Raw genomic sequence first — 11,887 nt, 5'->3', positions numbered from 1 at the left:
GGTAACCACTACACGATTTCAACTGACGCTTCAATGCCCTTGGCAATGCGGTCAAGCATTCTACGCAGTTCCTCATAAGACTCATGTGACAGCATGATATGGCCAATAAACTGACTATTATCAACAGGAGAGTCAATGACGTTGTCCCCCTCGGAACAGTAGAACTCAGCACTGTGCAGCAGACCTTGTTCACTGCCAGTATTCACACTCATCAGGTCGGGCAGTTTAACTACTCTCCCCGATTTTTGACCTTTGAGCATTCTTATTCCGCTGTATCTGATAACGGTTGGCTGTAGGTTGTGTTCTTTTCCTGATTTCGCCCAGTCAAGCCAATAAAGCCATGGGTTGAAATTTTTGAATGAGATATTCGCCAGATCCCAAATCCGCATACCCGCCGGACGCATGTTTGGCTCGACCGCACAGGTCGTATCATCACTTCGAAGAAAGACTTCGTTGTGCCAGCAGCCGTAATTGGGGGCAGTAACTGATTTAATGCGAAGTCCTGCGGCAGTTAGGCGAGCCTTGTGCAAGGCAGACAGTTTAGCGGGGACGATTTGTTGATACTCGGCACTAAAATCACCGCCTACCGTAAACTTCTCCGTTAACCAACATACGTTGGCCACCGAGTCAAAACTATATTCTCTGGCGTCATCGATGAGCGCTTCAACAATTACCCCATCTTCTACGTAGGGTTTAACTAGGTTCCAGGCATTGTCACTATCTTGCTCACTATGGATCGCTATGCAACCACGAGAGTTACCTTCCTGGGCAGGTTTAATGAATGCTTTACCCCCTAACTCATCGACTAACTGCTTAAGCTCGGGAACGCTACAAACCTGCCTATACGGGATTGACTGATAGCCCAAGGGTGTATTTGGCGTGTCATTATCACGCTCTCGGAACAGCCGCTTATCGAGTCCGATCTCGGCCTCGCTTGGTGTTGGGCCATTCAGTTGATAGTATTGAGCAAGTTCAGCCCCGAGTAACAGCCCTTTTTCCGAAAACGGTAACACGCCTACTGGTTTCAATGTCAGTCGCTCAATGACGTTTTGCACGTTGGCCAAAGAGACCGAAATGGCCTGCTCATTAAGTGAGGTGATAATGGTGTGGAGCGATGCGCTATCATCATGCTTGGAGACGATATCGTTCACCAATATCAGCTCAGCATGATGATGTTGCCGGCACAAACGACGCAGCTTGCGGACATCATAAATACGTGTGTTGTTGTAACCCACAACGATGAAACAAGGGGTTAGTTGGTTTTGATGGTGACTCATGCGGCTGCCTCATTTCTCTCGCAGAATTTGAAAAGTGTATCTAATGTGTTCGTCATCTGTTCCACACTTCCCACTGTTACACCTGTTAATAGATTCGCCTCTTCCGCGTAGCTATTTTGGTGCGCAAAACTGACGTAGTTTGGGGTGTACGTATAGCTGTGCAGATGAGGCTCAGCGTGTTTAAGCGCAGCTTCAACCTTCCTTTTTTGAGGTGTAATGGTCGGCGTATAAACAAACCAGCCATAAAAGGGAGCTTTGTCCGTCAATACATCATATGTAATAGTTTGCCCGAGCGCTAAACAGAGATCGACATGGTATAAGTTCACACCGGTTCGCAACGCGAACGTCTGCGCCACCCCGGCGCCACCAACCCGACTTGCTACCTCCAAAAAGTGATAGTGACCAGCTTCGACCTCAATTAGCTCAAGGTGGAAGCTTCCATTGCTTCCTCCAAGGGCATCCAATATGTTCTGAGTTAGCGTGAGCAGGGTTTCGGTCAATGGTTGTTGGATTGAGCCAAGGGGGGCTCCTTCGGCATGCTCCAAACAGTTGCCCAGGTAAAGGCTTGGGACACAGCCTTGCACTTCCCCTTGGTAACGCCAGCCATCGATGTGCCATATATTTCCAGTCGTAAAGCGCTCAACCAAGTAGGAGCTAGGAGCGGTTAACTGAGCTATAGCTTGCTGTATTTCCGATATATGGCCTACAACGATACCATTGCTTGCCGCTTCGCTATGCGGCTTCAATACAAATAGGCCTGTCAAACCCTCGCGCTCGGAGAACTCGGACACTGTAAAAAAATCAGGTTGAACAATACCGGCCTGATCTGCTAGCTCTCTCATCATCAACTTGTTGCGATATGGCATCACATCCTTTGTGTGCTCGCCACAAATCCCAAAGCGTTCTCTCAAGCGAGCCCCGACTATGAGATCGAACTCAGACCGTGCGATAAGAACGTCCGATGAGCGTAAAAGGTGCTCGTATTGTTCCACAAGTAGCGCTTCATCGAAATGGTTTCCGGGTATGACGATGCAGCGTGCATAGGGTGGAAGTGATGCATCAGCCTTACTCAGACAAAGGTATATGACCTCGTGCTCTCGATGACACAGTACCTGTTCATATTGTAACTTTTTGTTGCTTATTCTATGCAAAACAATGATTTTCACGCTCATACTCCAAATCCAAATTCTCTGTAGACTGCTTTACGAGTGTTTTAAGCTCCCAGTTTGTTAAATGTGAGACGTCATGCCATAGTGCCTGACCTAAAAAGATTTCGCGCTCGGTATGGGGTAACTGACTCCCCTTAGCCACCGAAAGCCGGGTCTCTGAGGGGGGGAAATGGTTGCTGTTGAAACCTATGGTTTCGACTGTCTTCCCCGCGTCGCCAAAATACACTCGGAAAAAGGTTCGCTCAGACCCGATACTTTTATGTGTAATGGGCAGGCCCAGCAACTGTTCAATCCAGGCTTGCAATAGGTTGACGCCGGAGAGTAACGTCGTTGATGGCACGATGTACGCCCCGCCAATCCGAGGATTAATTTCGATGATTTCCCAATGGCCGGCTTTATCGCACTTGGCTTCAATGTGATAAGCCCCTGCATCGAGTTTCAAAGCGCTGATGCATGACGAGACGAATTGCTCACCGAGCTCTTTCTGCTCTTGTGACAAAGATATTGGCGGAGAAACACAGGCCCCTTCCTGAACATAATTCTGAGCATGAGTCACACAGACTTTTTCGTGAACTGCGAGCACCTGGTGTTCCCCGTGTGCAACGAGCACTTCAAAACTGCACTCCGTCCCGTCGATGTATTCTTCCAACATGAAGTTCGGCTGTGGCGAAAAGACGCCTGCATAGTTTTGATCAGAGTAAGCAGTTGCCCACAGCGCTTTGAGCTGTTTCCACCCAGTCAAAGAGGTGGCTCTAAAGGTTCCCATCGATGCTAACCCCGTAACAGGTTTGACGAACCAACGTTTTTTATCACTGAGCGTTTCCGCAATGTCTTGCGTCAGCAGCATAGCATTAACGTTCGACAAACCACGCAGTTGCAGTGTTTGTCGCAACGTAAACTTATCGCGCATTAGGTCGACTTGTTCTGAACTGATATCAGGAGCCCCAAGCCACTTATTGATGTCACTCATCAAAGTTCGATACCCATCCCAAACGCTGATACATGCAGCAATATCAACGTCGCTTGGAAGCGTAGCGATAAACGTTGTGACGTCTTTCAGATTCAGTGATGGGGCTGAGGCAACTGCGTATCCATCAACTGCAAGGGACCAGCTAGCTTCAACATCTCGGCTTGGCTTAGATGATACAACATAGCATTTTAATCCCAAAGAATGCGCATACGAACAAATCGGTTCAACCATCGACAGCATTTGATGTGCTAAAACTACTATTCCCTGATACATACTTGTCTCTCCCTACTTACGCCGCTTTTGCGGTGTCAGTGTACTTGTCGTAAAGGTCAACGAAGAACAATTTCAGGATCTCCTGAATCTCGGATAAGTATTGTTTTAGCATCACAACATCGTCATGGCTAGTGAGCAGTAGAGCTAGGATATCGAACATCTCCTGAGAATGGTCCTCGACAAGGTCCGTGTTCAGGTGAGACTGCTGACCTAATGTCATGTCATCACCCATAGACTTCTTCAAAGACTCGACTTGTTTTGGTGTAAGCTTTTGCGTGGTGTATTCCACTAGGTATGAGTATGCGACGACGCCAATCACGTTTTCATGATTGGCAACTTGGTATAAAAAGCCCGTTAGCATACGAGTGTAAAAGCTTGGCTCGGTCGCAAACAGCTGTTCTTCGGTAATACCTGCCGCTTTCGCATCCTGCATGTACAGCAAGTCATGCAACATCTCTTCACCCTCATACTCAGCGTACAACTGGGCTGCTTCCGCATTGACCTGAGCCATTTTATGTAGTGCATAAGTTTGTACCGTTCTCATTGAGCGAATGCGCCAACAATGTTCGATCAACGTCTGACGATAGTAGTCCATATTGATGTTATCTTCTTCCAAGTGCTTAGCGTATGGCACTGTATCTCGCCACTCGACAATCTTCCCATCTAGAAAAACGTCAATGTCTTTCTTAATTTCTACCAGTTGCTCTGCTGAGAAAAAAGGGGTCTTACGCTCCATTGCGCCTGGTTGTAGTCGATTCATATCATTACTTCTCCATGTGTATTTATTTACAAGTTTCTATTGTTAGATCGTTATGTGCTTTAAACTGGCACGCTAAACGGATCTGAGGGTCATCAATTGATAACATTTCCTTTAACTTGGTCTCTCGCTCGGTTTCAGGCGTAACAGCACTTAGGTCGCTTACTCGCACCTTGCACATTCCGCACTTCCCTTGCCTGCATGCCAGCTTAAACATTGTTTCGTAGTGCAACGGCGAAAAAGTCTGCTCCAACTCCACAGCCTGGTGTTCGTCAACGGTCACTTTTGGCATTTAGTCTCCTTTAATGTATTTCTGCGATGTATCAGTAGAGCCCATGTGCAAAGCATGAGCACGCCACTACCTGCAATAATTAACGCATTAAATTGCACTGGGAATGCGCGCATACAAAGCACCGCATAGCCCGCGCCGAAACCGACAAACAGTTCTTTCAGCAACAACCCATCCGCTTGTTTTGCCGCATGGTCAATAAACGATAAGGCACATTCAGACAGAGAAAGCACTGCGACCCATATCAATGCGCCCCACAATGTATGCACTTCGAACCAGTGGGGGACGGCCAAGGTCAACATCCCCACGAATAGCAGTGTCATGTAGGATAGCGTGTTAGAAACTGGTAGCCATTTAATGAGACTAGTAACCGGTAACTGGAAAACCGTTAGCAGAAGTCCATTTGCAATGATCAAAGCCCCGTACCAGCGCGGTAATTCACCTAATGCGTTGATTAGGTATTGAGGTAAAATTGAGAAGACAGCAAACAGTTTTATTCCTGTGATCAACCCGGCCAGCACCCAAATAGGCTTTTGTTCGATACGAAAAAGCCCTTGTAACCGCTTATCGCTAGATGAAGCGCGATCGACCTCTAAGCCCCATGCCGCAGGTAAGATAGAGAGCAGCAAGATCACCATACTCACGTAAAATGCACTTTGGTGTTCAAAGTTCAGTATCAACAGCGCGCCTGCAACTAAACTGCCAACATTAAGCATGATTTTGTTTAAGCTGGCGCCCTCTTCGGTCACTGCAGCTTGTGTTTTTGTTAGATAACCAAGAATCGAGATACCAATGGAGAAGCTGATGATCCCCAACCACTCTACGTAGATGTGCTCAGCCGACCACAACACGACAATTCCTGTCATCGACAAAAACACGCAAACTGTTAGCGTTTGTCTCTGGAACCAAAACAATAAGACAGGAACGAGAACTAATAAGGCCCGATAACCTACGGCCAACAGCACATTTGAAGAGGGCGATAGCCAGACATTGGCTTGCCCGAGAAGGGCAAATAACGCTATCGCACTCGCAAATCTAATAGACAGTAGGCGAAATAAACCCTGTTGAGCATTGAGTTGAATAATAGAATCTAATCGATTGATAGTAATCACCTTAATTGCGGTATTGCATTGGTATTTACTCTATTTCGTTAGAAAAAAACTGTACATGTACAGTATGATACTATTTGCAATTTACTGTACTGGTTAAATAAACGATACAGTCTTATTAAGGAGTTAAGATGCTGGAAGCTGTAGGTAAAAAAAGAAGTGTAAGTGACGAGTTGCAAGGCTCTAAAGTGACCGTGATTGTAGACTTGATAAAACAAGGAATAGAGAAACGCCATTACCTACCAGGAAGTAAACTTCCTTCGATTCGTAAAATTGCTAGCCTCTCATCTTTTAGTAATTTTACTGTAGTAGAAGCTTTAGAAATGCTCAAAGCTGAAAGTTACATCACCTCAAAACCGGGGAAAGGTTTTTTTGTTTGTGAGTCATACGGGCAACATGATTTGAATGTCGCTCCTCCCGTACAATATAGCGATGATATTAAACAAATATTACTGCATGAATTGGTGACATCGACAGAGGAGTTTAAACCTGGATGCGGATTTTTACCGGAAAGCTGGCTTCCAGGAGAAGAAGTGCGTCAAGCGTTCCGCGCGGCATTTCGGCAAGACAATTTAAATCTATCAAGCTACGGAAGTGTCTACGGCAGTAATCTACTTCGAGGTCAAATTCGTCAAAGAAGCATCAACCAAGGTTCTTTGATCAAAGATAATCAAATTATCACATGTAATAGCACACTCAATGCCATCGACCTACTCATGCGCCACTTACTTATCCCTGGTGACAAAGTCATTATCGATTGCCCGTCATATTTTAACTTAAAGGCATTGGCGTCTTACCATAAGGTCGAGGTTGTTGAATTTCCTCGTCGAGGCGATAGTGTGAACTTAGAGACATTTCGCGAGCTTGTGGATCTACATAAACCTAAGATTTACCTGACCAGTTCCGTGGCTCATAACCCGACAGGCCATAGCTTCTCAAAGGAGGCGTTATACCCTCTATTTTCTATTCTGGAAGAGCACAACGTGCATCTCGTCGAAGATGGCTTATACGATGAACTGGTTGATGGCAAACACTATCGAATGAGCGCGTTTTTTGGTTTTGATAACGCAAGCTACATTAGTGGATTTTCAAAGTTGCTTACTGCTAATACGCGGACATCTTACATCATCAGCAACCAAAAACTGATTGAAGAAATTGCTACAATAAAACGTCAAACAGGTGGGCTTACCTCGGATACAACCGAGACTGCAATCTACCGAATTTTGCAAACCGGTGCATTCGATAGACATCTACGGCGCTTACGAAGTAAATTGGCTATGTGCAAAGGCCAGGCTTTACAATGGCTGCAAGCACAAGGGTTTGAACCGAAAGTAAAGAATTCTTCCGGCCTCTTCCTTTGGGTAAAGAGCCCGGTAAACCCTGAATTATTTGCAGAAATGGCTTTGGAGAAAGGCATTATCCTAGCCCCGGGCTCGATGTTCAGTGAACATCCTGAAGATCAGCAATGCATGAGGTTCAATATTCCTCATACCGCCAGCCAAGAGATTCAGAATGCGTTGAGTTTAATTCTGACGGATATACAAAACAACTCGTTAAATCAATACGGCTTAGTCACACGTTAAAAGTGGTATTAGTCCATACGAAAGCGCCTCCACTTATCGGGGCGTAGATTGGTACAACACAGGCAATTGGCGTTGTTGATCAAATCAGCTTGAAGATCAACGACGCCATATATGACTAGCCGTTAGCTTCTAACAGGCATACCTAGTCCTATGACTTTGTTCATTGCTTTGACATTTGCCAGTGCCTCACCAACTTGAGCGTTATAACATCTCAAGCTTAATTTACCGCTTGTTAGTACTTTATAACGGGACATTGCCGTCTCAGATATTGAGCGATAGTGATAACCTGATTCGGCTTTCCAATCCGCTATAGGCCCATTTTTCAGAGCTGTTACTGCTTCGTTTCAGGGATGGTCGTCTTCCCAAAGTGCTGAATTTTTTCGAGGTGCTATCAACGACGTACAGCCTTTATTTCTCCGAGTCTCGTGGCAATTTTTTGTGTTATATGCTCCATCGGCAGATACGGAAGTGACCTTTCTTCGTAGTGGGTTAAGCAACGTCGGTAGCACTTCACTATCGCCTACATTTACAAGGTTGACTTCCGCACTAATAGCTTCGTGAGTATCCACATCTACAGCTAAATGCAGTTTGCGCCATGTTCTGCGTTTTTCTACACCATGCTTTTTCACTTTCCATTCACCCTCACCAAAGACTTTGAGGCCAGTCGAATCAATGGCTATATGGCGAATAGCACCTTTGGACTTATTGCGATATTTGACCTGAACTGTCTTCGAGCGTTTGCTGATACAGGTGTAGTCAGTGGAACATCCAATAGCTCAAAGATAGAATCAATAAAGCCTTGAAGAGCACGTAATGGCAGAGAGAAGGTCCCCTTAATTATCAACGCAGTTTCAATTGCGGTATCAGAATACTGGAAACCTTTACCACGCTTACCATGATGGGTTGTACATCGCCATGCATCTATGGCTGAATCATCTATCCAGAATGTAACCGAGCCACGCTTGCACAGAGCCTTATTGTATTCCGCCCAGTTAGTTATCTTCTTTTCCGCTTTACCCATGTCACCACCGTTCTAACCACCATAAAGGATCAGATCACAGGACTTGGAAAAGGTTTAACTGATTTAAGCAACAGCGCCCAGTCAATTCACACGCTCCTTCCTCATCACTTCCTTTCATAAATTAACAAGCTATATGGCGTGACAGTTTGATTGTCGATGCTTGTAACCAGTTACCCGCTTTTATCGAGGCAATGCCAGAGAAACAGGCTGATGCGGATTCACCGATGTGAACGTATTGAATTGTTTTTTATGAACTGGAAACGTTATTTGGATTAAGTCTCGTTATAATTATTATTTGGTATATTTAAAGATATTATGTATTCATTCTTTTCAGGTTTAATTTCCAATTTTATGAATATTTATCTCATCTAGCATTAAATGGTCCTAATAAAATAAGCCTCATTATAATTAAATAAGAGGCTTGTAATATAATTTATATTAGTAGTATCTATCACTCGATAAGATTAGTAATAAACAATACCTTCACCTTTCGTTATCAGAGTGCCAGCTTCATTGGTGATTATTTTATCTAAATCAAATAATGAACCAATCGCCGCATTACCCAATCCAGCTTCAACGAACTTACAAACGGCATCAATTTTTGGCCCCATAGAACCAGCAGGGAATGAAAACTCTGCTAAACCAGCAGGCGTTGCTTGCTTCATTTCTGCTTGGTCTTCTTTACCATAGTTACGGAAAATCGAACCATCGGTTAAGATAATAAATAAGTCGGCATGGATTTTTTCAGCGAGTAGTTCAGCCGTAAGATCTTTGTCAATGACGCACTCTACGCCAGTACTCTTACCTTGCTCAATACTCACGGGAACACCGCCGCCGCCACAAGCGATAACAAGGTTTTCAGTATCTAGAAGAGTTTCAATTTGCTGGATTTCAACAATGCTTTTTGGCATAGGAGAAGGCACAACGCGACGGTAGTACTCGCCATCAGCTTTAAACTGCATTGTGCTTTGAGCCATTAACTCTTTAGCTCGTTGCTCTGTATATACAGGGCCAACAAATTTGGTCGGGTTAGCAAACGCAGGGTCTTTTTTGCATACTTCAGTTTGCGTGACTAGCGTAGCTACGTCTAATTCAGGGTCAATGTTTCTGAGCTCTTGTTGTAACATGTAGCCCACCATGCCACAGGTTTGAGAGCCGAGTACATCCATTGGGTATGGGGTCGTCTCTGGTGAGTATTCGCTATAAGCTGCGTTTTGCTCCATCAACAAACCCACTTGTGGGCCATTACCATGAACGATAACAATCTCATGCTCGCGTGCTATCGCAGCAATACTCGCCGCTGATTTGATTATATTTTCACGTTGGTTCTCAGCCGTTAATGCTTGGCCTCTTGCTAAAAGAGCGTTACCGCCTAAAGCTAATACTATGCGCATGATAATGTCTCCGATCATTTAATAATGATTTTATTTATTTTACGTAGGGATTAACCGCTTGTTTATAATTAAATTCAAGCTTATTAATAACAATGACTGGTTGTTAATTGCTCATAAGTAATTAACATGCCGAGATAGTATGAGAAAATAAAGTTTATAAATGTGATAGCTATCAAATTATCATTTGACTAGAAATGGAGGTGTGGATTTGTACAAAATTAAATTTCGATTAAATATCCGCAAGCTTGTGTGTAATCTAGCGGTGGCGTCTTTTTTGGTATAAATGATTCGTCTTTAGTGAATATTATCTCTGGCTATAAAATGGTCATTTCTATATTTTTGTTTTAAATATGACGGTCAGATCGCATTAAGAGCTTTAGAAAAGGTATGAAACCAAACAGGCAAGATGGTTCGTTAGTTTAAATAGTGGCTTCGATTTGGTTTAAATCGGGGAGGGTTACAATAGCTCGCCACGTTTTAGGTGGTCAGGAGTCATAAATAGCGCTACATCCATGAACCCTGATGTGTCGCTTGGGAAGTTGTCAAATTCGCTGGCTGTTCGCAAAACCGTTTACGGGGTACTAACCGAAAGGGGGATTTTGAACCAGAAAATACTAAGGGTTAAAAATCAGATGTTAACCCTTAGTATTTGGAAAATTGTTTGCCAGAACATTTCTCAAATGTAGTCGTTATTGAATTACTACAGGTATGGAAAGTTGTTTAATCATTGGGGACGTATTGGCAATGACAATTGTTAAATTTGGGGTCACATTTACATATACGCAGGAACAGCAAATAAAATTACAGGCTCTGAATACCTAGTTTTGAGCTAGAAACGTAGATCTCCCCAATGCCTTCAGCGGCCAACTGGTCTATTAAGACTCTACAAACTGAAGACCCATTACCCAATCAGACACTTTTACAAAGTTCAAAGTATCTACGTTATGTTTCTTGAATGCTTTCACTACTTTCTCGTGAACAATAATATGGGGGTAACTGCTGAATTTAGGCATAAAGACCAAACGCTCTTTCTCTGGAATCGCTTCTAACTTTTCATCACTCAAACAGTATTGTTGAATTTTCTGCCCCTCTCTATTGGGGTTTCTTTTCCTAATGGCACACCTTTCCATATCCAACACATCCATTTTTTCAAATACGTTAAACACCCAGTAGTGGTCATGACTGTTACCGTTATCATCTACAATCACACCGGGGTAAACCTGACAACATGCATTGTCTATATGGCCAAGAGATTGCTTAATTTCATCAGAAAATACGGGGTAGGTTGAGTCTAAGTGTGCCTGTTTAATTGGCCTAGAAACCCCTCGCGCTAGGTCTGTATCGCGGTAGCCGTTTTCAAAAAACATTGGCTCACCACCACTTAGCTTGGTGTATTCGTAATCCCTCATTGCAGAATGTTTTTGAGGCTTTAGATATAGAGTGTTTTCATCATAATTTTCGAAAACAATATAGTATTGGTCGTTGTATTGGCTCATTGTCCTACCTTAGGTATCCATCTGGTGCTTTGGTAAGTGATTGTTTTGATTTCCCCAATGCCTTCAGCGGCCAACTGGTCTATTAAGATTCTACGAACTGGAGACCCATTACCCAGTCAGACACTTTTACGAAGTTAAGCGTATCCACGTCGTGTTTTTTGAATGCCTTGACTACTTTTTCATGAGCCATTACATGCGGATAATCTGTGTATTTAGGCATAAACACCAAACGCTCTTTTTCTGGCATCGCTGACAACTTTTCGTCATCTAAGTAGTATTGAGATATTGGATGTTCCTCGTCTTCAGGATCAAAATCATCAATATGGCACTTCTCTAGATCCAATGTATCCATTTCTTCAAAAATGTTAAAAACCCAGTAGTTATCATGATACTTGTCGCTGTCATCAATTATCACTGCAGGATAAAGTTGGCAGAAATCATTACTTATATCCCCTAGCGTAATCTTTACTTCATCGGATATCACAGGGTAAGCAATGCTCATATGTGCTTGCTTGATAGGCCGTGCAATGCACGGTGAGATCGTGAACG

10 protein-coding genes and 2 pseudogenes are annotated in these 11,887 nt (G+C 43.8%); 2 read left to right on the top strand and 10 right to left on the bottom strand.

The window, feature by feature from the left end; all coding sequences use genetic code 11:
* Window positions 1-8 precede the first annotated feature (8 nt).
* Genes AB4407_RS00490 through AB4407_RS00465 form a run of 6 tightly spaced genes read right to left on the bottom strand, consistent with a single transcriptional unit; the run spans window position 9 to window position 5,601 of the window.
* Window positions 9-1,277: an acetyl-CoA carboxylase biotin carboxylase subunit family protein gene (locus AB4407_RS00490; RefSeq protein WP_372117538.1), complete on the bottom strand. Its 1,269-nt coding sequence runs from the start codon at window positions 1,275-1,277 to the stop codon at window positions 9-11.
* Window positions 1,274-2,449, bottom strand: coding sequence for an acetyl-CoA carboxylase biotin carboxylase subunit family protein (locus AB4407_RS00485; RefSeq protein WP_372117535.1), 1,176 nt, complete (start codon window positions 2,447-2,449; stop codon window positions 1,274-1,276). The genes AB4407_RS00490 and AB4407_RS00485 overlap by 4 nt, the downstream gene beginning before the upstream one ends.
* Window positions 2,421-3,689 carry an acetyl-CoA carboxylase biotin carboxylase subunit family protein gene (locus AB4407_RS00480; protein ID WP_372117533.1) on the bottom strand — a complete coding sequence of 423 codons (1,269 nt, stop codon included), beginning with the start codon at window positions 3,687-3,689 and terminating at the stop codon, window positions 2,421-2,423. The genes AB4407_RS00485 and AB4407_RS00480 overlap by 29 nt, the downstream gene beginning before the upstream one ends.
* A 16-nt stretch (window positions 3,690-3,705) precedes the next feature.
* Window positions 3,706-4,449 (bottom strand): hypothetical protein, encoded by a 744-nt coding sequence (locus tag AB4407_RS00475; protein ID WP_372117531.1) that lies wholly within the window; start codon window positions 4,447-4,449, stop codon window positions 3,706-3,708.
* 22 nt (window positions 4,450-4,471) lie between these two features.
* Window positions 4,472-4,738 (bottom strand): 2Fe-2S iron-sulfur cluster-binding protein, encoded by a 267-nt coding sequence (locus AB4407_RS00470; RefSeq protein ID WP_372117529.1) that lies wholly within the window; start codon window positions 4,736-4,738, stop codon window positions 4,472-4,474.
* Window positions 4,726-5,601, bottom strand: coding sequence for a hypothetical protein (locus tag AB4407_RS00465; protein ID WP_372117527.1), 876 nt, complete (start codon window positions 5,599-5,601; stop codon window positions 4,726-4,728). Before AB4407_RS00465 ends, AB4407_RS00470 begins: the two co-directional genes overlap by 13 nt.
* 374 nt (window positions 5,602-5,975) lie before the next feature.
* Here AB4407_RS00465 and AB4407_RS00460 point away from each other — a divergent pair, with 374 nt between their 5' ends.
* Window positions 5,976-7,427, top strand: coding sequence for a PLP-dependent aminotransferase family protein (locus AB4407_RS00460; RefSeq protein ID WP_372117525.1), 1,452 nt, complete (start codon window positions 5,976-5,978; stop codon window positions 7,425-7,427).
* Between the two features lie 122 nt (window positions 7,428-7,549).
* Here the strand turns inward: AB4407_RS00460 and AB4407_RS00455 are convergent.
* Window positions 7,550-8,448 (bottom strand): annotated as a pseudogene (locus tag AB4407_RS00455) (IS5 family transposase).
* 149 nt (window positions 8,449-8,597) lie between these two features.
* Between AB4407_RS00455 and AB4407_RS00450 the strand changes: the two are divergent.
* Window positions 8,598-8,678 (top strand): annotated as a pseudogene (locus AB4407_RS00450) (maleylacetoacetate isomerase); the annotation flags it as partial.
* 234 nt (window positions 8,679-8,912) lie between these two features.
* Here the strand turns inward: AB4407_RS00450 and AB4407_RS00445 are convergent.
* The 3 genes from AB4407_RS00445 to AB4407_RS00435 form a co-directional block, all read right to left on the bottom strand.
* Window positions 8,913-9,842, bottom strand: a complete 930-nt coding sequence (locus tag AB4407_RS00445; RefSeq protein ID WP_012601290.1) for a carbamate kinase — start codon at window positions 9,840-9,842, stop codon at window positions 8,913-8,915.
* An 875-nt stretch (window positions 9,843-10,717) separates the two neighbouring features.
* Window positions 10,718-11,338: an imm11 family protein gene (locus AB4407_RS00440; RefSeq protein WP_372117523.1), complete on the bottom strand. Its 621-nt coding sequence runs from the start codon at window positions 11,336-11,338 to the stop codon at window positions 10,718-10,720.
* Window positions 11,339-11,420: 82 nt separating this feature from the next.
* The coding region (locus tag AB4407_RS00435) for a hypothetical protein (RefSeq protein ID WP_372117521.1) at window positions 11,421-11,887 on the bottom strand (467 nt) is incomplete at its 5' end.

Origin of the sequence: Vibrio sp. 10N.261.46.E11, assembly GCF_041472735.1 — a bacterium.
Lineage (GTDB): Bacteria > Pseudomonadota > Gammaproteobacteria > Enterobacterales > Vibrionaceae > Vibrio.
The sequence above is the reverse complement of the archived record's forward strand: the minus strand, read 5'-3'. Positions and strand labels throughout refer to the sequence as shown.

Bases quoted from the DNA above. Each gene is read 5' to 3' on its own strand.
- AB4407_RS00440 (WP_372117523.1), bottom strand. From the start codon at position 11,338: ATGAGCCAATACAACGACCAATACTATATTGTTTTCGAAAATTATGAT.
- AB4407_RS00490 (WP_372117538.1), bottom strand. From the start codon at position 1,277: ATGAGTCACCATCAAAACCAACTAACCCCTTGTTTCATCGTTGTGGGT.
- AB4407_RS00475 (WP_372117531.1), bottom strand. From the start codon at position 4,449: ATGAATCGACTACAACCAGGCGCAATGGAGCGTAAGACCCCTTTTTTC.
- AB4407_RS00445 (WP_012601290.1), bottom strand. From the start codon at position 9,842: ATGCGCATAGTATTAGCTTTAGGCGGTAACGCTCTTTTAGCAAGAGGC.
- AB4407_RS00485 (WP_372117535.1), bottom strand. From the start codon at position 2,449: ATGAGCGTGAAAATCATTGTTTTGCATAGAATAAGCAACAAAAAGTTA.
- AB4407_RS00460 (WP_372117525.1), top strand. From the start codon at position 5,976: ATGCTGGAAGCTGTAGGTAAAAAAAGAAGTGTAAGTGACGAGTTGCAA.
- AB4407_RS00470 (WP_372117529.1), bottom strand. From the start codon at position 4,738: ATGCCAAAAGTGACCGTTGACGAACACCAGGCTGTGGAGTTGGAGCAG.
- AB4407_RS00465 (WP_372117527.1), bottom strand. From the start codon at position 5,601: ATGACAGGAATTGTCGTGTTGTGGTCGGCTGAGCACATCTACGTAGAG.
- AB4407_RS00480 (WP_372117533.1), bottom strand. From the start codon at position 3,689: ATGTATCAGGGAATAGTAGTTTTAGCACATCAAATGCTGTCGATGGTT.